General features: G+C 52.4%; 20 protein-coding genes. 9 read left to right on the top strand and 11 right to left on the bottom strand.

The annotated features are described in order from the left end of the window. Window positions 1-159 precede the first annotated feature (159 nt). Both DC3_RS20040 and DC3_RS20035 read right to left on the bottom strand, forming a co-directional pair. Entirely contained in the window at window positions 160-2,427 is a 2,268-nt protein-coding gene (locus tag DC3_RS20040) for a S8/S53 family peptidase (RefSeq protein WP_146887517.1), read from the bottom strand. After that, entirely contained in the window at window positions 2,411-3,592 is a 1,182-nt protein-coding gene (locus DC3_RS20035; protein WP_146887516.1) for a hypothetical protein, read from the bottom strand. Before DC3_RS20035 ends, DC3_RS20040 begins: the two co-directional genes overlap by 17 nt. 216 nt (window positions 3,593-3,808) lie before the next feature. Between DC3_RS20035 and DC3_RS20030 the strand changes: the two genes are divergently transcribed. The 5 genes from DC3_RS20030 to DC3_RS20010 all read left to right on the top strand — a co-directional run bounded on the left by DC3_RS20030 (window position 3,809) and on the right by DC3_RS20010 (window position 7,138). Beyond that, window positions 3,809-4,030 carry a hypothetical protein gene (locus DC3_RS20030; RefSeq protein ID WP_146887515.1) on the top strand — a complete coding sequence of 74 codons (222 nt, stop codon included), beginning with the start codon at window positions 3,809-3,811 and terminating at the stop codon, window positions 4,028-4,030. Next, window positions 4,008-4,655: an ABC transporter permease gene (locus DC3_RS20025; RefSeq protein ID WP_146887514.1), complete on the top strand. Its 648-nt coding sequence runs from the start codon at window positions 4,008-4,010 to the stop codon at window positions 4,653-4,655. Before DC3_RS20030 ends, DC3_RS20025 begins: the two co-directional genes overlap by 23 nt. Next, window positions 4,652-5,125 carry a hypothetical protein gene (locus DC3_RS20020; protein ID WP_146887513.1) on the top strand — a complete coding sequence of 158 codons (474 nt, stop codon included), beginning with the start codon at window positions 4,652-4,654 and terminating at the stop codon, window positions 5,123-5,125. The genes DC3_RS20025 and DC3_RS20020 overlap by 4 nt, the downstream gene beginning before the upstream one ends. Window positions 5,126-5,220: 95 nt before the next feature. Then, on the top strand, window positions 5,221-6,177 hold the full coding sequence (locus DC3_RS20015) for a CobW family GTP-binding protein (protein ID WP_146887512.1): 957 nt from the start codon (window positions 5,221-5,223) through the stop codon (window positions 6,175-6,177). Between the two features lie 262 nt (window positions 6,178-6,439). Continuing rightward, window positions 6,440-7,138: a copper homeostasis protein CutC gene (locus DC3_RS20010; RefSeq protein ID WP_146887511.1), complete on the top strand. Its 699-nt coding sequence runs from the start codon at window positions 6,440-6,442 to the stop codon at window positions 7,136-7,138. Window positions 7,139-7,190: 52 nt separating this feature from the next. On the opposite strand, the gene DC3_RS20005 is transcribed toward DC3_RS20010, so the two are convergent. From DC3_RS20005 to DC3_RS19975, 7 genes are all read right to left on the bottom strand, one after another. Next, a complete protein-coding gene (locus tag DC3_RS20005) occupies window positions 7,191-7,961 on the bottom strand; it encodes a DUF1963 domain-containing protein (protein WP_146887509.1) in 771 nt (256 codons plus the stop codon). 83 nt (window positions 7,962-8,044) lie between these two features. Continuing rightward, window positions 8,045-8,734 (bottom strand): metallophosphoesterase family protein, encoded by a 690-nt coding sequence (locus DC3_RS20000; RefSeq protein ID WP_146887507.1) that lies wholly within the window; start codon window positions 8,732-8,734, stop codon window positions 8,045-8,047. 75 nt (window positions 8,735-8,809) lie between these two features. After that, complete coding sequence (locus DC3_RS19995) at window positions 8,810-9,046, bottom strand: ferredoxin (RefSeq protein WP_034343209.1); 237 nt, start codon at window positions 9,044-9,046, stop codon at window positions 8,810-8,812. A 147-nt stretch (window positions 9,047-9,193) separates the two neighbouring features. Next, entirely contained in the window at window positions 9,194-10,270 is a 1,077-nt protein-coding gene (locus DC3_RS19990) for a quinone-dependent dihydroorotate dehydrogenase (RefSeq protein WP_222594807.1), read from the bottom strand. Between the two features lie 201 nt (window positions 10,271-10,471). Next, the gene (locus tag DC3_RS19985) at window positions 10,472-11,290 is read right to left on the bottom strand and encodes a carbohydrate ABC transporter permease (protein WP_146887505.1); all 819 of its coding nucleotides are present in this window, start codon (window positions 11,288-11,290) and stop codon (window positions 10,472-10,474) included. Next, window positions 11,280-12,239, bottom strand: a complete 960-nt coding sequence (locus tag DC3_RS19980) for a carbohydrate ABC transporter permease (RefSeq protein ID WP_146887503.1) — start codon at window positions 12,237-12,239, stop codon at window positions 11,280-11,282. Before DC3_RS19980 ends, DC3_RS19985 begins: the two co-directional genes overlap by 11 nt. A gap of 70 nt (window positions 12,240-12,309) precedes the next feature. Continuing rightward, window positions 12,310-13,623 (bottom strand): ABC transporter substrate-binding protein, encoded by a 1,314-nt coding sequence (locus tag DC3_RS19975; RefSeq protein ID WP_246130755.1) that lies wholly within the window; start codon window positions 13,621-13,623, stop codon window positions 12,310-12,312. A 214-nt stretch (window positions 13,624-13,837) separates the two neighbouring features. Between DC3_RS19975 and DC3_RS19970 the strand changes: the two genes are divergently transcribed. Beyond that, on the top strand, window positions 13,838-14,752 hold the full coding sequence (locus DC3_RS19970) for a Stp1/IreP family PP2C-type Ser/Thr phosphatase (RefSeq protein ID WP_186816148.1): 915 nt from the start codon (window positions 13,838-13,840) through the stop codon (window positions 14,750-14,752). Between the two features lie 68 nt (window positions 14,753-14,820). Beyond that, a complete protein-coding gene (locus DC3_RS19965; protein WP_146887501.1) occupies window positions 14,821-15,198 on the top strand; it encodes a RidA family protein in 378 nt (125 codons plus the stop codon). Window positions 15,199-15,488: 290 nt separating this feature from the next. On the opposite strand, the gene era is transcribed toward DC3_RS19965, so the two are convergent. Further along, window positions 15,489-16,394 (bottom strand): GTPase Era, encoded by a 906-nt coding sequence (gene era / locus DC3_RS19960; protein ID WP_146887499.1) that lies wholly within the window; start codon window positions 16,392-16,394, stop codon window positions 15,489-15,491. 257 nt (window positions 16,395-16,651) lie between these two features. On the opposite strand from era, the gene DC3_RS30155 reads away from it, so the two are divergent. Further along, window positions 16,652-18,355, top strand: a complete 1,704-nt coding sequence (locus DC3_RS30155; protein ID WP_146887497.1) for a dCTP deaminase domain-containing protein — start codon at window positions 16,652-16,654, stop codon at window positions 18,353-18,355. Between the two features lie 137 nt (window positions 18,356-18,492). Here the strand turns inward: DC3_RS30155 and DC3_RS19950 are convergent, their stop codons facing one another. After that, window positions 18,493-18,942: an anti-sigma factor domain-containing protein gene (locus DC3_RS19950; RefSeq protein ID WP_146887495.1), complete on the bottom strand. Its 450-nt coding sequence runs from the start codon at window positions 18,940-18,942 to the stop codon at window positions 18,493-18,495. Between the two features lie 260 nt (window positions 18,943-19,202). Between DC3_RS19950 and DC3_RS19945 the strand changes: the two genes are divergently transcribed. Further along, complete coding sequence (locus DC3_RS19945; protein WP_146887493.1) at window positions 19,203-20,783, top strand: catalase; 1,581 nt, start codon at window positions 19,203-19,205, stop codon at window positions 20,781-20,783. Window position 20,784: the final 1 nt, after the last annotated feature.

Below are 20,784 nucleotides of genomic sequence, written 5' to 3'. Positions count from 1 at the left end.
AACTGATCCTGATTGAAGCCAGTGCCAATATTATCTCTGCACACTTGACCAACCTTTAGAGGTAAAAGCTTACTTCTCTGAGTTTATAAAATGTGTTTCTTCGGTGGCTATTGTGATGGTAAAAACAGCAGTTTTGCAATTTTAAATAAAGTATTTTATTTAATCATGTTTCAAATTGAATCGTATCCTACGATTTAGATTGTATAAAATCCGTTTTGAGTTCTCCCTTGTAACTAAGATCTTTTTGATAATCTTTCTTTTTACAATAGTATTTAAATTCCATGACATTATTTTATATAGGCTTAATCCCATGAATTTATTATGTATATCCTCATCAAGAATCTGAATACTGTTTATAAAGTTTTCATGGGAGTATTTTAAGGTTTTGATAGGACCGATATCTAGAGTTGCAAGAACCATGCTACGATCAGCACCCTTAAATACTCCTCTTAGCTTTCGATACCTTTCTGCTAAAATTCCGGTTGCGATTGCGCAGGAGTAAGAAGTGCCAGCATCAATTTCCTGAAACCAGTTTGATAGATGTCCAAGAGTAGATATAACTCGTTTGTAGTTAGGATACCTTGTCAATGGGACATTACTAAAATGTGATATGTTTCCCTTTGCATCATTCGAGCAAACTGTTATTATTCCTCTGGCAGATGATGGGGAATTAAGTGGTTGTTTTTTGTCTACTGCACTATCATTACCGGATGCACATAAAATTAATATTCGAGGATTTTGATCATACAACTCTTCTATTAATGAATCGAGAGCCCTAGACAAATTGGAATCTCTGTAATCTGGATATAAAGACTGTTTTCTTTCTAATAGGGAATCGGCGCTTTCTGAAAGGCTAATATTCACTAAATCTGATTCCCTTACGGATCTTAGATTCAAAATATTTAATAACGAGTGTGTATCGAGAATCTGTTGATCCTTAAAAATTATTTGCCCTATTCTTTCGAGATATCTAGTTGTGCCTCTAATCACTGTTATTTCGCTATCTTTAGCTATTTCTCTGATAATATAATAAATGCGAGAACCATGCCCAGTATCGTCCTTAGGGAGTCTCGATTTTGTGTGGTAACAATAAAATTTTGGATCAGCTCTTCTGAGCCAATAACGAGAAGAATCTATATAGCTTTCGCAATAACCAGTGTCTATTATTGCAATTTTGATTGGATTTTTGTGTTTTCTTTGTAAAATACGTCTGTCTGTAAGAGATAATAAATTAGGATCACCGTATATATTATATTCATTATTTTTGATTTTTACGGAATTTGACGTATAATGCTTATTGCCTTCTATTTCAAAATATAGAATTGCTGAATTTTGTAGTGAATAGGAAAAATATATCTCTAATTGCAAAGATAATGCTTCCTTATCGTAGTCCTGATAATCATTTTTACGTATAGACATAGCAATTTTTTCATTATATTCATCTAGGGCAACGCTGAATGTTACATTGACATCTCTGATATGGCAAAAAGTATCAAACATAGGATTTGTACTGAAATTATGATTTAGCGTAAAGAGACTACTTGAAACTATGCAATCGCTAATAAGCTTTGATGAGATTAGGGGATATGCAAAAGAATGAGCGAGATTAAGTGATTGTATTTCGTGTAATCCTTTATTTATTAATATTCCCAACAATTCATCAGGTAAACCATAAATCTTTTTGAGTGCATCGTATTGTTTTACCAACTTGCCTTGCAGTAAATCAAAATCGTTTTTGTAGTTTTCCGATATTTTAAGCATGCTAATTAATTCATTAAACACATGGAAACAATCTGATAAATGTAGAACTGGTGACCTATCTTCAAATCCTTGTTTTTTCATGAGAATATAATAATAGTGGAGGGAAGTTTGCCAAAACTTGGATATTTTATTTCGTCTATCTCTATTTTCTGCATCTTCGTCTAATATTGGAATTTTAGTGTTGGAATTTATATAAATTACAATATTTTTTATGCTACTAATAAAATCAAGAAGAAGGAGTGACAAATTAGAATCAAGTTTCGATCTAATTAAGTCTGGTAGGAAATGTCTTAAAACATATAAGTTTCTTAGTAAGTATGTATCCACCCTTATATCAATTGCCTCAAAAATAGATCTTTGAATATTGTTTATTTGGTTAAGAATCTCTTTTGGAGTAAATCCTGTTATTTTAAAATAATCATAAGGAGTAACGGTTTGATAAATATCGCTATTAAAATTTTGTGATAATCTATTGAGATCATGATAATATTCAAGAATATTTGTGTTTGCCATATTTTGAAAAGGGATATATTTATTTGAAAAATTGTACTCTGGTACGTTTAAGAGCATTAACGTACGTTGTGTTTGAAGATCTTTAGGATTAAACGTTATTAGAAACGCTTCCTCATTAGGATCGTGCCTATAGGGCCTATTTTTTAACATCATTCCTCCATGATATACTCGTTAAATATGATTTAATTCTTTCAAAAAAATCATTTGACCCTTTTTCTGATTCTGTGAGCCAGTAACTGGAGTGAGAATCGGGAAATGAGAATTTTGTATTTAATTCAAACTCAATTTTATTAATTACACCAAGTTCCTCCATTAAAGAATCATGTCTAAAACTAAGAAAATCACTTGGATCGTAGCCGTTGATCCAAGGAATGGATTTTGGCCATAATTGCGAAGACTCTTTTCTGAGATACTCCATGGAATTTGTTTTATAAAGTAAAGAAATCTGTGTACCTGCGGTAACAATTAATTTTATCTTGTCTAAAATACTTTTATTGTCTGTGGCGATTTTAGCTATTGCATCTGCACAAATGATTCCTCCCAAACTATGCCCAATAAGGACTATTGGTGTTTCGGTATTTTGGAAAAGGAGAGTCAGATTATTAATTAACCGATCCTTATGGGTTTTGTAATAAAATATGTCTCCCAGAAACTTTGCAGAAGCTTTGGTGGCACTTGCCCTATAAAAAAATAAAATCCTTGTTAATAACTTTAGAGTTGTGTCCTTAAGAAGCTTTTTTGTGAAAGATTTGGGAGAGTCTTGATAAGATGTCATTCTGGATTTATATCCTTCGGCAATAATATACATTTCAACTAAAAATTTGACCTCATTAATATTGCTATTTTGTATCGATAAAATAGATCTTATGTAAAGAAGATTTACAAATGATAAATCTGAGATTTCAAAATTTTGCAAAAATTCAATAGCTGTACTTTCTGAGCAAGTGATATTATTACTAAATGTATTATCGATTAAATACTCGCGAATCATATAGGAGGGGTCTTTTATTATAATATAGAGTAATTCAGATAATTCTGGGCTTAGTTCTTTTAAATTTAAATCATATTTTTTTGAAAGATCTCTGAGAATATCTGTGTCATCATTAAATCTTCTATAGGAGTATACTTCAGGTAATATGGATTTGAGTTGTGAGGTGGAAACAGAATAGTTAAGAAACCAAGGTACGGAAATCACATTTCCGGTTTTGAAGTCATCTCTTGAAGAGAATAATAACCTCTCAAGTGATGAGGCGGTACTATTGAACCCCTTTTGTCTTACGTTAGTTCCATGAACGAAAATATAGGTGACTTCTCCCATTCCTACCCCCTATCAGTAGAATTATATAAAATACTACAGTGTTTTAAAAGGCCAAAATTTCAAAGATTACAGAAAATCTGTCAATAGGTGTTTGTCCTATTGACTTAGAGATATTTGGCAGCTTAAGAATGCTAATTCTGGAATCTACACACCAGATCTACCATTTACCAGGGCTCTTATGCCCAACTTGCCGCAAACCGCCGTCTGGTGGTGGAGGTGGATGATCCGCAGCGTGCCCGTGACGTGCTGGGCATGCATGGCCTGAGCGTTGAGGCTGCCAGAGACAGCCGTGCTGTGGTGGTGGACGTGCATGTCAAAGAATCCCGGCAGGTGCAGAGCATTCTGGAGAAACAGAGTGTTTCTGTGCTGAGCAGCCGTCCTGAAGACCTTGAAGAACTGTACTGGAGGATCAAAGATGCTGGCAGCCGAGTTGCTTAAACTGAAAAGAAACCCGATGGGCATGGGACTCGCCATTGCAGGTCTGGCCCTCCCAGTGCTGGTTTTCGCCGCCAACCAGATGAACCCGAACATGCAGGTCAAAGCCAATGGAGAAGCCTACCTCCTTCCTGCGCACGCTGTGCTGGCCCTCGTGACCCCTTACTTGCTTGCACTGGAAACCCAGCAGGCCACCGCCAAATGGATTCTGACCACCCCCACCTCCTCTTTAAAGGTGCTTTTTGAGAAGATCTCGGTGATTCTGCTGCTGGTGGTCCTGAGTCTTGGGGTGTCTTTCGCACTGGGGAACCTGCCAGAGAACGCTGCAGCTTTCGGGGCAGGCATGGCCGGACTGGTCAGCAGTCTTGGAACACTGGTTCTGCTGACGGCAATCACCCGCAATTTTGCACTGGTGCTGGTGGTGGGCTTCGCCTGGATGCAGATCATTCCCCGCATCGTCACTGCGCTCCCAGAGCAGGCTCAGCCCTGGCTTGCTGCAGGTCTTCCTGGCATGGGCATCACCCACTTTGCAGGGGATGGGGAGCACCAGACCGTACGCATTGCCATGACCGCCGTGATCTGGATTCTGGCCCTCTTGATCTGGAAGAAACGGGGCATCACGTTATGAGGCTCCTGATTGTTCTGGGTGCAGCCCTGGTTCTGGGGAGTGGTGTTGCAGCGTCCTGCAAAGACCTGGAGGCCGCTCAGCAGAAACTCCGCACGGCCCCTTTCACCCTGTACAGGGATGCCACCCTCTACGTGGACAACGAGGTGGCCTACCACGAGGAAGCCCGCATCGACTTCAAAAATGGCAAGTTCAACATCAAAACACTGGTCAAACAGCAGAGCAAGACCGCCAGTGTGGAGTACAAAGGGGACGATCAACTTCCAGAGTTTTCCTGCAAAACCTTCGCTGCAGAAGGAAAACGCATCCTGACCCGCGAGGAGATCAAGGAGATGGACTCCGGCACCCGTGAAGCCGAATTTGTGCTCAGAGATGGACGGCTGTTTCCGACCCAGGTGATCGAAAGTGGAGCCGTGGGCATCCTGTTCTTCAAGAAGAAGATCCGCTTTGAAGTGAAGTACCGCCAGGACTGAATTCCATCCAAATCTGAAATCCACTCCCCGCTTGAAAGCGGGGAATGGTCGTTGTGTGGGATTCCCTGTGGCCTGCAAAGGCTATGCTGAAAGACATGCGCGTGATCCGTAACCGTATTCCTGTCACTGTCATCGGGGGTTTTCTGGGGGCGGGTAAGACCACCCTGGTCAACCACCTGATTCGCCAGAACCCCTACAAGCTGGGCGTCATCGTCAATGAATTTGGGTCTCTGGGGGTGGATGGTGCCCTGATCGAGAACCTCCCGGATGAGGACATCACCGAACTGACCGCCGGGTGCCTGTGCTGCTCGGGCCGCAACGACCTGATCGAGGCGCTGGTCAAACTGGTGGCCCGTCCCCAGCGTCCCGAGTATGTGCTGATCGAGCTTTCTGGTCTTGCTGATCCTGTGCCAGTGATGCAGACCCTGCTGGACCCCCAGGTGCGTGCCCTGTTTGAACTCGATGGTCTGGTGACCGTGCTGGACGCCCGCAACTTTTACACCACCCTGGAACAGAATCCCGAGATGGCCCTGCAACTGGCCTACGCCAGCAGCATCGTGATCAACAAGTCTGACCTTGCTGACCAGGAACTGCTGGACCTCGTGCAGGACACCTCCAGCAAACTGGCTCCACTGGCCAAAGTCATCCGCACCCACCACAGCGAGGTGGCTTCCGATCAGGTCCTCAACCAGAAGCATTTTTCTGCAGACCTGACCGAAGACGTGCTGGAAACCACCCACCAGCACACAGCAGGAGTGAGGAGCTTTGTGCTCAAACACGATGAGCCTCTGGACATGATCCGCTGGCATTACTTCCTGCAAAAATTCATTCTGGAACGTCCAGGGCATGTGCTCAGGGTCAAGGGGTACCTCGCCTTCAAGGACATTCCCGAAGAGGTGCTCTTTCAGGCGGTTCGGGACATCTTCAGTGCAGAGGCGCTCACCGACCCTCATGACAACACCTCGCAACTCGTGGTGATCGGGCGGGATCTGGACCGTGAAATGTACCAGGCGGCGTTCAGGGAGTGCTCTGGAGACCCCATCACCGCCTGAGGGACTGGAAATTTGTTTTCTGAAGGTTCGGCATTCTGGACCTCTTTTGCTGAGGGCTGAATGCTGACAGCTGCCGGTTCTAAATTGTCACAAAAGTTCAGAAAGCTGTCAGGTGGAGCGTTTTAGAATGCTACCACCAAGCCCCTGCTGTCTGAACCATCCAGCGTGATGTGAGGGCAGTGATGGTGGAGGCTGCAGGCACCCCAGGTTCCGAATCTCCACCCGGGACCATCATCCCCACTTTCTGCAAGGAGTGAAGCCCGTGTTTCCTACCCTCATCGAAGTCGTTGCCGAAACCCCCATGGATGTGCGTGCTGCCCAGACCAGTGGGGCAACCCAGGTGCTGCTGGTCCGTCAGCTTCTGGAAGGCAGCACCAGCACCGACACCAAAACCATCGAGGCCTGCATGGATCAGGCCAGCATTCCTGTGTCCGTGCTGGTCAAACCCGACCTCGGCGATTACTTTTACGAAGAAGCCCGCCGCACCCGCACCCTGAAAATTCTGGAAGTCTACTGGAAGAGGGGCGTTCGCAACATCACTTTCGGGGCCGAACACGATGGCATTTTTGACTGGGACCTGCTGGAAGAAGCCATCCACTGCGGGTTCACGGTCAACATCAATCAGGCTTTTGACCTCCTGAGAAACCCCATCACTGCGTATCAGAAGCTGGTGCAGTACCCCAAAGTCCTGCAGGTGGTCACCTCCGGCAAACCCTGGCCGACCGCCGAGGGTGAAGTGCGTCTGGACCAGTTGCTGCAGGAGACCACCCCACAGCTTCCTGTTCTGCTGGACACCTTTGGTTACACGCCCGAGCAGGTCACCACCCTGCTGAAAATTGGGGTGCATGGGGTTCAGCTGGGCAAGAGCATCCGTGATCCCCAGGGCAAGCTCAATTACGGCATGCTGGACCGCTGGGTGGAAGTGTGTCAGAGCCTCAACAAGCGTCCCAGAAGCTTCTGAGGCCCAAAACAGGAAGCCCGGAACCCCGGGCTTTTTTCATTGTTCTGGAAGATCAATGGCCCAGCACACCCCACACCTGTGAAAAATCATGGCGTTTGAGGTCCGCTTCGCGGATGCCCACAATCAATTTGAAATCCATCCAGTCGGTGCCTGCCAGTTGGAACCAGGTGAGCAGGGGACGCCACTCGCTCACATCACCCTCTGGAGGGCATGTTGGAGTGGAGTTGAAAGAGGACAGGCCCAGCAGCCTGTCCTGATGGGGGTGTTCATGGTCTGCCAGGGCGTAATAGGCATCCATCACGTCGTCATCTTCATTGCTGGCTTCTGAGAGGTCCTCAGGCATGCCTTTACCCGGACTGGGGAGGGTGTAAGTGAGACCAAAGTGCAGGGATGTGAATGGAAGGACCTCCAGATCCTCATTGGGAGGGGTCAGGGTTTCAAGCGGCCCCGCTGGGGTGTAAAGCACCTGCACGGACCCTGCATCGGAAGCATCGTGTCCAAAGATGGGGCCACTGTGGTCTGCAAAGAAACTCAGCAACCCAGATGGGGGAAGGACATTTTCCAGATCAAAAGGTTTCAGGTCAGGCAGATTGAACTGTGCCAGGAAGACCAGGGGGATGTCCTGATGGGTGGGCCAGGGGGTGCCAGAAGGCAGATCGGGCCATCCTCCTGCATGGGTGCTTCCTGGGTCTGTGGGTGTTTCTTCATGCGTGGCCTCTATGAAAATGGCGGGTTGGACATGAGGCATCAGAATTTCGACATAAGATTCAAGGGGGGTTTCTTTGACAGAAGACACCAGAACATCTTTCAATTGTGGATTCATAAGAAGAGTGTATCAAAAACCATCTGCCTGTTTTGCTCAACCCGGTACATGATTGATGGAAATGAAAAGGCTCTGTTGTTATATCAATGTCCACCTTTCATCAAAAGCTGCGCCTCTTCACCAGGGTCTGGAGCATGGCTCAGCACCCAGCATGCAGCTTCCTTCTGGTCGTAATTCACCCGTCTGAAGTCGGTCAGCCAGCGTCCACGTTGCTTCTCCAACAGGACCCAGCGGGCTCTGGGATCGCCATCCACCTGATGGCTCACCGCACCTGCATTGATCACCAGATGGTCGTCAATGGCGGTCATGCCCTCTCTGTGGGTGTGTCCACTCAGGATCACCCGTGCGGTGACGCCACAGAGGTGCTCCCTCAGGTCCTGAAAGCCACGGGTCAGATAAGGACCACGCTGCCAGGACCACAGGAGGTGTCCGCTGGAAGAGTGCAGGTCCCCATGACAGAGCAGGATTTCGCCATCCAGCACTGTGGTGGTCAGAGGCAGGTTCAAGAGGTGTTGAATGGACTCTGCCGAAAGCTGGGTCTTCAGCCATTCCGCCAGAGGGTCATTCCCTATGAGCAGGGGTTCAGCGCTCCCCAGAACTTCTGTGGCTCCAAGTTCCTGCTGCAATTCAAAGGCTTTTCGGGGGTTGGCTTTCCCATGCACCTGATCGCCCAGGTTCACGATCAGGTCTGGGGACTGGGCTTTCAGGTCTCTCAATACGGCTTCAAGGGCAAAGGCATTTCCATGCACATCACTGATCACAGCAATTCGCATGGTTCATTTTAGGAAGCTGGGCAGCACAAAAAGAAGAGGTGGGCGAAAGCCCACCCCTCAGTTTGCAGGTCTGAATCAGACGCCGAAGTGGGCTTTGGCCTTGTCGATGAAGGACTCTTCACCGCCGGGCACGTCTTCTTCAGGGAAAATGGCGTTGACGGGGCACGCAGGAACGCAGGCACCGCAGTCGATGCACTCGTCGGGGTGAATCAGGAACTGGTCACCGGCGTCATAGATGCACTCCACAGGGCACACTTCGGTGCAGGCCTGGTCTTTGGTTCCGATGCAGGGGCTAACGATGATGTGAGGCATTCTTCCACTCCTTCCTTAGGGCTGCCTAAGGTCAATATGCACACATTATGGGGATAAAGGGTCAGGGTTGCAAGTGTAAAGGTAGACAAATTTTCGCTACCAGAGGGATAAAACCGAGTTATCCGCTCGGATTTATTCTTACGATTTTTATGCATCCACCCCGATGGCATCCTCAAGTCGGACAAAACCATCGGCCTTCAGACGCTCCAGAATACCACGGTTCAGGTTTGCTGCCAGTTGCGGACCCTCATAAATGAAGGAGGTGTAAACCTGGAGCAGAGATGCACCAGCACGCAATCTCCAGTACGCCTCATCTGCTGTGAAAATGCCGCCCACTGAGACCAGAGGCAATGTTTTCCCCACTGCACTCCGCACGTATTTCAGCACCTCAAAAGAACGGGCAGTCAGGGGTTTCCCAGAAAGGCCCCCTGTCTGCTGCGGATCATTCGTGAGTCCTTCACGGGAAATGGTGGTGTTGGTGAGGATCAGGCCTGCAAGAGGGAAACTGCGGGTGAGTTCGATCACCTCATCGATCTGGGTGTCGGTCAGGTCCGGGGCAATTTTCAGCAGCACAGGCTTTCCAGTGCACACGGCAGGATCGGTGGCCACAGCAAGCAACTCTGCCAGTTTGTCTTTGTCCTGCAATTGCCTCAGGCCCGGAGTGTTGGGGCTCGAAACATTGACCACGAAGTAATCCGCAAAAGGACTGAGTTTCGTCATGCTGGTGCGGTAATCCTCCGGAGCCTCTTCCAGTTCGGTCACCTTGGACTTGCCCACATTGATGCCCAGAGGAATCTTCAGGGGCTGCTGGGCAAGGTTCAGGCCCTGAAGGCGCGCTGCCACCACATCCGCCCCATCGTTGTTGAACCCCATGCGGTTGATCAGGGCCAGGTCCTCGGGCAGCCGGAACAGACGGGGCTTCTCGTTTCCGGGCTGTGCCAGAGCCGTGATGGTGCCCACTTCCAGAAAACCAAACCCCAGCGCAGGCCACGCCCGCACTGCCAGTGCATTTTTATCAAACCCCGCTGCCAGACCGATGGGATTGGGGAACTTCAGTCCAAAACGCTCGATTTTCAGGCGCGGATCTTCAAAGACCGTGAAAGGCTCCAGGGCCGTCTGCAGTGCAGGCACCTTCGAGACCGCAATCAGGCCCTTCATCACCTGCTCGTGAATGTGTTCGGGGTCCTGGGAGAAGAAAAAAGGTTTCACCAGTTGGTACAACATGCTAAGAGTCTAACGCAGGGGAATGGGGAGGGAGGGGATTGGACTAAGGTGCAGAGGGCAAGAGCCATCAGCTTTCAGCAGTCAGCGCTCAGCACTTGACACAAAGCCTTTGCTCAGGCATTTTGCGCTCTCGGCTCTGTCTTGACCCCAAGATGTGCTTGCGAGACGGCCCGCGTCGCACGGGGTCGCTCGGCTCTCGGCCTATTTCTCCTGCCCCAGCGCAAACCCCCTGCTGAACTGCTCTTGCAACAGCGTGAAAATCAGAAGGGGTGGAAGGATGCTGATCATGGCTCCGGCCATCACGGCCCCCCAGTCGGTGGCTCCACCCACGTCGATCAGCTTTTTGAGACCCACCTGCACCACCTGACGGTCTTCGCTCTGCATGACGACCAGGGGCCACAGGTACTGGTCCCACACGTAAACGAACTGGATCACAGCCAGTGCCCCGATGGTGTTCCAGCTCATGGGAATCAGGATGTGCCACAGGAAACGCAGGGGGCCGCAGCCATCGAGCCTTGCGGCTTCTGCAAGGCTGGCAGGGATGTTCATGAAGTGCTGCCGGAACAGGAAAACCCCTGTGGCAGAGGCCAGAAACGGCACGATGATGGCCGCATGGGTGTTGGTCCAGCGCAGATCGGTGATCAGGTTGAAGAGGGACACGATCAGCAGTTCGGTGGGCAGCATCAGGGTGAAGAGCACCAGAGCGAACACCGCGTTCTTCAGGGGAAAACGGAAGTACACGAAAGCCAGTGCAGCCAGCAGGGACAGCAGGGTTTTCCCGACGGTGACAGCCACAGTGACCACGAAGGAATTCATCATGTACTGGCCCAGTCGGGCGGTTTCCCAGGCGGTTTTGATGTTCTGCAGCAGTGAAGTGCCGAAGTTCATGTGTGAGGAGATGACCTGCGAGGAGTCCTGGGTGGCCTTGATGGCAGCAAAGAGCAGGGGAAAGGCCACCAGCAGCACAGCCAGGCTCAGGGCAATGTGGGTGAGGGCATCTTTCCAGGCATCACGCACCATGGTGCACCTGCTTTCCTCCGGTGCGAAACTGCAGCACGGTGATGGCCCCGACCAGAATCAGCATCAGGACCGCCTGTGCCGCTGCAAATCCGGTTTTGGCATTCGAAAATCCATCCAAATACAGCTGGTAGATCAGGAAGCTGGTGATCCCGGTCTGACCATAAACAGGCCCTCCTCTGGTGAGGATGTCCACCAGACCGAAACTGTCAAAGAGTGCCTGCACGATGTTGGTGAAGACCAGAAAGAAGGTCATCGGGCTCAGCATGGGCAAGAGGATGTACCGGATGCGCTGCCAGCTTCCGGCCCCGTCAATCTGTGCAGCCTCAAGAATGTCTCCGGGAATGTTCTGCAAGGCGGCCAGGTAAAACACCACGTTGTACCCCAGGCTTTTCCAGATGGCCGCGCCACACACCAGCGCAAAAGCCAGGAATGGCGTGTCCAGCCAGCGGGGTTTGATGTGAAACCAGCTGTCCAGCAGGGCATTGACCAGACCGATTTCAGGATTGAACAGAAACAGCCACAACGTTCCTGCAATGGCAGGGGAGAGGGCATAAGGATAAATCAGCAGCAGGCGGTAAACTTTTGCGCCACGGATCGGGCGGTTCGCCAGCAGGGCCAGCACAAAAGCCAGGGCAATCCCCAGAGTCACGGTAATGACCATGAAAACCAGCGTCTGCAGGATGCTCTGGTGGTACACCGGACTGGACAGGAGTTCCACAAAATTCTCCAGCCCCACAAAACGCTCGGTGCCCAGAAACACACTGCTCTGGTAGAGGCTGAGCCTTAACGTCTCGATGGCCGGGTAATACAGAAACACCGCCAGAATCAGCAGGGAGGGCAGCAGAAACAGCCAGGGCAACAGACGGCTTTTAAAAATGCCCTGCTCTGGCGTGTCTGCCTTGTTTTTCTTTTTCGGTCGAGGTGGATGTTCGGTGGTGGTTGGGGTCATGGGGTGCCTCAGGGAAAATCCTCCCCGAGAAGGGGAGGAAAGCGAGTGAAACGAGCGAGGTGGGGAAGGTTTACTGGAAATTCTTGTTGTAGTCCTGAATGGCCTTATCAGCTCTGGCTTTGGCTTCCTGCAGGGTGGCGTCCACGCTGCTTCCAGAGAGCACCTTCTGGATGCCTTCCTCGATGATCTTGCGCACCTCGATGAAGCTGCCGAGCAGGGCCCCTCCGGTGGCGACGTTGGACTGGGTTTTCAAGAGCTGGTTGAAGGCCACGGTCTGCACGGGAGCCTGGGTGAACCAGCCTTCTTTGCGGAGCAGGTCCACGCTGCTGTTGCGCACAGGGTAGTACCCGGTCAGTTTGTGCCATGCGGCCATGTTTTTGGGGTTGGTGAGGTACAGGGCGAAATCCAGGGCAGCATCGGCCTGCTTTTCGCTGATGCCTTTGGCAACCCACAGGGAGGCCCCACCGATCACCACGCCATTGCGTTTGGCTCCGTCTGCGATGGGCAGCACACCCACACCCATCTTGAAGCCTGCTTTTCTGGCGGCGTCCCCGATGTTGCCGATGTCGGCGGTGGAGGTGATGTGGAAGACCACTTTCTGGTTGGTGAAGATGGCATCGCTGCCGTCCCAGTCTTCAAGTTTGCCGCTGGAGGTGTAGTAGCCCTTATCGCTCAGGGTCTTGATCCAGTTGAAGATTTTCTTCGCAGCAGGGCTGGTCAGGTTGGCTTCGGTGGCACGGCCCTTGCGTCCGTTGTCGTTGTTGACCAGCGCGGCACCCTGCTGGGCCATCCACTGCTCCACAAACCAGGAGTGGATGTTGAACCCGATGCACTTGATGTCGCTGCTCTGCATTTTGATCTTCTCGCAGGCTTTCAGCACGGCCCCGTAGGTGGTGGGGGGACGGCTGGGGTCCAGGCCCATCTTCTCCATCAGGTCCTTGTTGTAGTACAGCACGGGAGAAGAGGAGTTGAAGGGGAGGCTGTTCACCTTGCCCTGAATGGTGTAGTAGTTCAGCACGGGTTTGATGTAATCGCTGAAATCCACCTTGCCGATGCCGCCCACAGGCTGGAAGATGCCACTGTCCCAGGCGAGCTGGCTGCCCACCTCCACCACCTGCACCAGGGCAGGGGCCTTGCCCTGGCGGGAAGCCAGGATGGCGGCCTGCAGGGTGTCGTTGTAGGAGCCTTTGTAGGTGGGGACCACTTTCACGTCGGTGTGGGTTTTGTTGTATTCCTCGGCACGGGCCTGAATGAACGCGCTGCGTTTGGCATCCCCGAAGGTGTACCAGAAGTCGACGGTGAGGGGTTCGGCCTGGGCCACCCCGAAGGAGGAGGCAAGCAGCAAAGTCATCATCCAGTGTTGTTTCATGTGGGGCTGTTTCATGTGAGAGACCTCCGGTGTGCTTTTCAATTCAGCAGCAACACACCAGCAGGACTGGACACCCGTTCTGTATCCAATCCCGCAATGCCTCTATTACTAGGGGGGCCGTGTCAAAAGAACGTCAGTGTTCTGTGGCCGGAAAGTCAGCACCGTTGCGCTTGACGATTTGGTTACACTTTCGCTCCATTTGTGCAGTGCATCAGGTATGATAAGAATCGTGAAGCCCGGTGCCCTCAACGTGTCATACCTCACCGACCAGGGAAGAATCAGAAACCTGAACGAGGACGCCATTCTCACCCTGACCCTCCCCTACGGAGGGCTGTATGCCGTTGCAGACGGCATGGGTGGGCACCGCTCGGGCGATTATGCAAGCCAGCTGGCCCTCAAAGAGCTCCAGCAGAATTACGCCAAAGACAAATCCTCCAACCCACACCGTTTGCTGCAGGCCATCGAAGCGGCCAACCAGGCGGTGTATCAGGCCTCCAGGGCGCCAGACAAACGTGGAATGGGGACCACCCTCACCACCGTGCTCATCGAGCACAACTACGCCTGGATTGCCAACATCGGCGACTCCCGTGCCTACCTCTTCAGGGATGGCCACATGACCCAGATCACCCGTGACCACTCCTGGGTCGCCGAACAGGTCAGGGCAGGCATCATCACCGAAGAAGAGGCCCTGAAGCACACCATGCGCAATGTGCTGATCAACGCCATGGGCAGCTCCAGAGACGTGAAACTTGACCTGTACATGCAGGAACTTGAGTACGGAGACCTGCTCTTGATTTGCACCGACGGCATCCACGGCATGCTGATGGACACCCAGATCGAACAGGTCCTCAAGACCTCCCAGTTCACCGAGGATCGGGTCAAAAACCTCGTGCACGAGGCCAACGAAGCAGGTGGCATCGACAACATCTCCGCCATCGTGATTGAGGTGCAGAAACTGCGCCCCCAGAAGCCTCCAGTCAAGGCCTACACGGTTCCGCAGAACCCACAGGGCATCCAGTACTACTACGACCTCTTTGGCACCAGACAGCAAGGCAACCTGCTCTGGCTCTGGGTGATGCTGGTCGGACTGGTGCTGCTCTTCATCGAAGTGATGGTCCTGACCCGCCAGATGCCGGGCACCTGAGCCCTGACCACAAAGCACATCTGATCCGGGTTCAGACAACTCCGGTTCAGCTCAGTATGATGGAGGGCATGAAAGAACGCATCAACACTTCAGAAGCCCCTGCAGCACTCGGTCCCTATTCACAGGCCATCCGTTACGGCAACCTGGTTTTCCTCAGCGGCCAGATTCCCCTGAACAACAACAACGAAGTCGTGGGCGACAATGTCACCGACCAGACCCACCAGGTCTTCAAGAACATCATTGCCGTGCTGACCGCCGCTGGCACCGACCTCAGCAAAGTCGTGAAGGTCACGGTGTTCCTCAAAGACATGAACACCTTCACCGAGATGAACACGGTTTTTGCCCAGTACATGCCTGAACCCTACCCTGCCCGCAGCACCATCGAGGTGGCCCGCCTGCCCAAAGACTCGCTGGTCGAGATTGAGTGCATTGCGCTGGTGGAGTAAATCCCCCTGTGCTCGTTTCACTTGTGCGGTCCCCCTTCAGAGGGGGACTCTTTATTGTCAGAAAGCACCAAGGCCAGATCCCCCCTGCTTCTCGCGTTGCTCGAAGCTGTCCCCCTTCTTACCTCTTAAAACGTGCCTCCGGGACGGCCCGGTCGGCACTGAGGCGCTTAACGAAAGGGGGTTGATGTGCCACCAATATTGAAGCCATCTCAGACAAACAAAAATCCCCCTCTGAAGGGGGACCGTTCGAGCGGAGCGAAGAACAGGGGGATCTTATCCCCAGAAACCTTTTACTCGTACCCGAGTTGCCTCAGGGCTTCAGGATCTTCACGCCAGTTGGGCATGACCTTCACGTGCAGCTTCAGGAAGATTTTGGTGTTCAGGAAGACTTCCAGTTGTTTGCGTGCTCCCTGGCCGATCTCCTTGAGTTTGCTGGCCCCCTTGCCGATCACGATGGCTTTGTGGCCAGGGCGCTCCACGATCACATCGCAATAAATCTCGATGATGCCATCCGGGCGGTCTTCCCAGTCGGTGACGCGGGTGGCCACAGCGTAGGGGAGTTCTTCTTCCAGACGCTTCATGGCTTCTTCGCGGATGATTTCAGCAGCCCAGTTCTCACGGGACTGGTCGCTGCGGCTCTTCTCATCAAAGAAGAAGGGGTTTTCAGGAAGCAGGCTGAACAGTTGCAGCTTCAGGTCCAGCAGGGACTCGGGGTGCTCCTGTGCGCTGAGGGTGCGGGTCCCGAATTCCCGCTCACCGAGCAGGTTGGTGTACAGGCGCAGGGCTTCCTCGGGGTACTTGGCAGCGTCCAGTTTGTTGCCCACCACAATCAGGGGTTTGTCGATGTCCTTGATGGTGCGGGACACCATCACATCCTCTTCGGTGGGAGGGTGGCGCAGGTCCACAATCCACAGAATGGCGTCCACGTCCGAGAGGGCAGCCTGAATTTCCTCATTCATGTATTTGCCCAGGGCATCTTTGGCCTTGTGCATGCCGGGGGTGTCCACAAAGACAATCTGGGAATTGTCCTCGGTGAGGATCCCACGGATGCCCCGACGGGTGGTCTGCGGGCGATTGGTGATCGGGGCGACTTTGACCCCGAGCATGTTGTTGAGCAGGGTGGATTTACCCACGTTCGGTTTGCCGACAATGGCAATGAAGCCGGAATGGGTGGAGGTGTTTTGAGCGTCAGTCACTTTTACAGTCTAGCACCCGAGGATGAGGGATCGGGGGCAGAAAGCAGAAGGCAGAAGGCAGAAGGCAGAAGGGTTTGTGATGCTCCGAGAGTTTAGGGTCATTAAAATCTGGGATCATTCGCCTGAAGGCAAGATCGCTGTTTGTTAAAGCCTTTGCTTTTGCTGTTTTGCCTTGGCCTTCTGCTTTCTGCCTTCCGCAAACTTTCTGCCAGACAACAAAAATGCTTTTGACCCAATTGTGCATTAGAATGCTCTCCATGAGTATTCTTCCTGACTGGCGAATCAGAGAGCTGGCCCAACAGGGCATGATTGAACCCTTCGAGGAGCGCCTCGTGAGAAATGCCCAGAATGCCGGAGTGATCAGCTATGGTCTTTCGAGCTTCGGGTACGACCTGCGTTGCGCTCCCGAGTGGAAGGTGTTTGTGAATGCCTTCAACACCGTGGTGGACCCCAAGGAGTTTGACCCCAAGGGTTTTGTGGACATTGTTTCAGATGAGATCATCATTCCACCCAACAGCTTCGTGCTGGCCCGCAGTGTGGAATACCTGAAAATTCCTGACACAGTGATGGTGGTGGCACTTGGAAAAAGCACGTATGCACGTTGCTTCAGCGCAAACACCCGTGTTGCCCTGGCCGATGGGACTTCCCCCACCCTGAAGGAAATGGCTGAGCGTGCTGCCGGGGGTGAGGCCTTTTTTGGGTACTCCCTGAACGAGCATGGCAGAATCACGGTGACCCTGCTGGAATCTCCCCGCCTGATCGGTCAGGACAGGCTGCTGGAAATCGAACTGGACAACGGAGAGGTCATTGAGGCCACACCAGACCACGAGTTCATCACCAGAGATGGCCGCAGTGTGCAGGCTGGAAACCTCAGGGCCGGAGATTCCCTGATGCCCCTGTACCGCAAGGCCTACAGGGGTTATGAGATGGTGTACCAGCCCCTGTCCGGTCACATGTACCCCACACACAGGCTGGCAGACGAGTGGAACCTGCAAAACGGGATTTATGAAGATGCGCCAGGAACACACCGCCACCACCTGGACCACAACCGCCGCAACAACAATCCCTGGAACATCACCCGTGTGGATGCCAGTGAGCACATCCACATGCACAATGCCATCACCTACCTGAACCAGGACCAGGGCGGTGAATTTGATCCTCAGGAACACAGCCTGAGCATCAAAGACGCTCTGGCGGAACTGCGTCAGAACGACAGCTGGTACAGAACATACCGCGCTGCCCAGAGTGTCCGGGCCAGCAATTTCTGGAAGGATGAGCGTTATGCGGAGGCCAGGGGCAAACTGCTCCTCAAGCACCTGACCCGCTGGACCGCAGAAGAGCGGGAAAAGCAACAGGAACGCATCAGGGCGGCCTACCAGAATCCCGAGCTCCGCGAAAAAATCGGCCAGCTGTCCCGCGCAGCCTGGAACAAAGCTTCTGAAGAGCGCATTGCACGCCAGAAGGAGATTGCCCGAAACATTCGCCTGAGACCTGAAATCAATGAACAGACGGTGCGCCAGGCCCTGGATGAAACAGGCTCCATCCGGGGTGCAGCCAGACTGCTGGGATGTGACCGCAGTGTCTTCCGACGCTTCCGTCATGTGGTGCAGGCTTTTAAAGGCACAGAAGTGGTCAACCACAAAGTGGTCGCCATCCGTGAACTTGAAGGGACCCACGATGTGTACTGCCTGACCGTTCCCGAAGCGGGCAACTTTGCTCTGGAAGCCGGGGTTTTCGTTCACAACTGCGGTATCGTCGCAAATGTAACGCCCCTGGAGCCCGGCTGGGAGGGACATGTGACGCTGGAGTTCTCCAACACCACCCCTCTGCCTGCCAAGATGTACGCCAATGAGGGGTGCGTTCAGCTGCTGTTCTTTGAAGGTGAACGCCCAGAGGTCACCTACCGTGACCGTGGCGGCAAGTACCAGGGCCAGACGGGCGTGACCCTGCCCAAGTTGTAAAGGGTTCAGCCATCAGCTGTCTGCTTTTCAGCCGGTTGCTGGTGATTGTTTTTCGGTTCAGGGACATCAAGGGATTGCCTTCTGATGTCCCTGAATTCGTTTTTTTGCGCTCGGCTCTGGGCCCTCGGCCCTTGGCCTTACTTCAACTGCACATCCCCCAGAATCTGTGTCGGGGCGTCACTGCCACTTTGGGGTTCCAGGGAGACCAGAACGGCGTCCAGGCCTGTGGTGTCCATCTGCAGGGTGCGCAGGCCCACCACGCCCAGGGAGGTGATGTCATCCCCTTTGACTTTCCAGGCCTGATAAGCTTTCCCGTCTTCTGCCTGCTGGTTGAGGACCAGCAGGGCCTGACCATCTGCTTTTTTGAGCAGGGAGGCAAACTGGGCTCCTTCGGCGTTTTCCAGGGGGAGCATGGTGGCACTCGCGGCCAGCCAGCTTTCGATGGTGCGGGTTTCTTTCTGCTCAGGGTTGCCTACGGTGTTCATGATGTAGGGCACACCGAACCAGGCTCCGGTGCCCAGCAGCAGAATGCCGCCAATGATCCAGGGGAGAACCGCTGTTGATTTGCGTCTTGTCAGTACCGTCATCAATCACCCATCCCATCCACAATGTCGTCTCTATTTTATGGCGCTGAGCGCAGGAACAGGCCATTTTGCTCACAGCAGTTTGAGTGATTTCAGGCTCCAGATGCAAGGGGTGTGTGGAGGGTTACAGCCTGCTGCTCTGAGAGTACAGTTCCGTACCCGAATTTACTGATGCAGCTGAAAAAGAAGCGAATAATGCCCTGCAGCAAGCCCTGTGTTTCAAGCTGTCATTGACTGAGCTTTGCCACAACTAGAGGAAGACCATGAGCGACCAGAACAGGAAAGATCCGGTCATCAACCCCCAATCCCAGGACCAGACCCTGACCACACGCCAGGGGCATCCGGTGTCCGACAACCAGAACCTGCGCACGGTGGGCGACAGAGGCCCCACCACGCTGGAGAACTACCACTTTCTGGAGAAGATCACGCACTTTGACCGGGAGCGCATTCCCGAGCGTGTGGTGCATGCCAGAGGGGCAGGTGCACACGGTTACTTCGAGGCCTACGGCAAGGTGGGAGATGAACCTGTCTCGAAGTACACCCGTGCGAAGCTCTTTCAGGAGCCCGGAAAGCGCACCCCTGTCTTTGTGCGTTTCTCAACAGTGATTCACGGGAACCACTCCCCTGAGACCCTGCGTGACCCCCGTGGTTTTGCGGTGAAGTTCTACACCGAGGATGGCAACTGGGACCTGGTGGGGAACAACCTCAAGATCTTCTTCATCCGGGATGCCATGAAGTTCCCTGATCTGGTGCATGCCTTCAAGCCTGATCCCATCACCAACATCCAGGACCCTGAGCGCATTTTCGATTTCATCTCCCAGACCCCCGAGGCCACCCACATGATCACCTTCCTGTTTTCGCCGTGGGGCATTCCTGCCAACTACCGGGAAATGCAGGGCAGTGGTGTGAACACCTACAAGTGGGTCAACAAGGACGGTCAGGCGGTGCTGGTCAAATACCACTGGGAGCCAAAGCAGGGCATCCGCAACCTGACGGCAGATGAAGCCTCCCAGATTCAGGGCAAGAACTTCAGCCATGCCACCCAGGACCTGTACGAGGCCATCGAGCGCGGCGAATTCCCCGAGTGGGAACTGTGCGTGCAGATCATGAGCGACGATGACCACCCAGAGCTGGATTTCGATCCCCTCGACCCGACCAAACTCTGGCCCCAGGAGCAGTTCCCCTTCCTGCCTGTGGGCCGCATGGTGCTGGACCGCAACCCTGTGGATTACCACGCAGAGGTGGAACAGGTGGCTTTCGGAACAGGGGTGCTGGTGGACGGTCTGGATTTCTCGGATGACAAGCTGCTGCAGGGGCGCACCTTCTCCTACTCGGACACGCAGCGTTACCGGGTGGGCAGCAATTACCTGCAACTCCCTGTGAATGCCGCGAAAACCCATGTGGCGACCAACCAGAGGGGTGGACAGATGGCCTACCATGTGGACCTCCCAGAAGGCCAGAACCCCCATGTGAATTACGAGCCTTCCACTCTGGGTGGATTGAAAGAAGCGCAACCTGCAGGCAAACCCTACACCCCTCGCATTGAGGGAAATCTGGTGCAACAGAAAATTGCCCGCACCAACGATTTTGCCCAGGCCGGAGAGACCTACCGCCGACACAACGATGTGGAACGCAACGACCTGATCTCCAATCTGGTCAGTGCCCTCAAAGACTGTGCTCCCCAGATCCAGCAGCAGATGGTCAAGCATTTCACCCTCGCAGATGAAGACTATGGTCGCCGCGTTGCCGAAGGTCTGGAAATGGACTTCATGAGCTTCAAGGAAAGTCTGGCCCAGGGGGTCAGGCAGGCTGAGGAGAAAAGCGTGGAAGGGGAAGTGTACTGAC

The sequence above is a fragment of the Deinococcus cellulosilyticus NBRC 106333 = KACC 11606 genome (assembly GCF_007990775.1).
GTDB lineage: Bacteria > Deinococcota > Deinococci > Deinococcales > Deinococcaceae > Deinococcus_C > Deinococcus_C cellulosilyticus.
This window is presented reverse-complemented; position numbering and strand designations above follow the sequence as displayed.

Excerpts from the sequence above, each read along its gene's own strand:
- DC3_RS20040 (WP_146887517.1), bottom strand. The coding sequence starts at position 2,427 with ATGATGTTAAAAAATAGGCCCTATAGGCACGATCCTAATGAGGAAGCG.
- DC3_RS20035 (WP_146887516.1), bottom strand. The coding sequence starts at position 3,592 with ATGGGAGAAGTCACCTATATTTTCGTTCATGGAACTAACGTAAGACAA.
- DC3_RS20025 (WP_146887514.1), top strand. The coding sequence starts at position 4,008 with ATGCTGGCAGCCGAGTTGCTTAAACTGAAAAGAAACCCGATGGGCATG.
- DC3_RS20020 (WP_146887513.1), top strand. The coding sequence starts at position 4,652 with ATGAGGCTCCTGATTGTTCTGGGTGCAGCCCTGGTTCTGGGGAGTGGT.
- DC3_RS20015 (WP_146887512.1), top strand. The coding sequence starts at position 5,221 with ATGCGCGTGATCCGTAACCGTATTCCTGTCACTGTCATCGGGGGTTTT.
- DC3_RS20005 (WP_146887509.1), bottom strand. The coding sequence starts at position 7,961 with ATGAATCCACAATTGAAAGATGTTCTGGTGTCTTCTGTCAAAGAAACC.
- DC3_RS20000 (WP_146887507.1), bottom strand. The coding sequence starts at position 8,734 with ATGCGAATTGCTGTGATCAGTGATGTGCATGGAAATGCCTTTGCCCTT.
- DC3_RS19995 (WP_034343209.1), bottom strand. The coding sequence starts at position 9,046 with ATGCCTCACATCATCGTTAGCCCCTGCATCGGAACCAAAGACCAGGCC.
- DC3_RS19990 (WP_222594807.1), bottom strand. The coding sequence starts at position 10,270 with ATGTTGTACCAACTGGTGAAACCTTTTTTCTTCTCCCAGGACCCCGAA.
- DC3_RS19985 (WP_146887505.1), bottom strand. The coding sequence starts at position 11,290 with ATGGTGCGTGATGCCTGGAAAGATGCCCTCACCCACATTGCCCTGAGC.
- DC3_RS19980 (WP_146887503.1), bottom strand. The coding sequence starts at position 12,239 with ATGACCCCAACCACCACCGAACATCCACCTCGACCGAAAAAGAAAAAC.
- DC3_RS19975 (WP_246130755.1), bottom strand. The coding sequence starts at position 13,623 with ATGAAACAGCCCCACATGAAACAACACTGGATGATGACTTTGCTGCTT.
- DC3_RS19965 (WP_146887501.1), top strand. The coding sequence starts at position 14,821 with ATGAAAGAACGCATCAACACTTCAGAAGCCCCTGCAGCACTCGGTCCC.
- DC3_RS30155 (WP_146887497.1), top strand. The coding sequence starts at position 16,652 with ATGAGTATTCTTCCTGACTGGCGAATCAGAGAGCTGGCCCAACAGGGC.
- DC3_RS19950 (WP_146887495.1), bottom strand. The coding sequence starts at position 18,942 with ATGACGGTACTGACAAGACGCAAATCAACAGCGGTTCTCCCCTGGATC.
- DC3_RS19945 (WP_146887493.1), top strand. The coding sequence starts at position 19,203 with ATGAGCGACCAGAACAGGAAAGATCCGGTCATCAACCCCCAATCCCAG.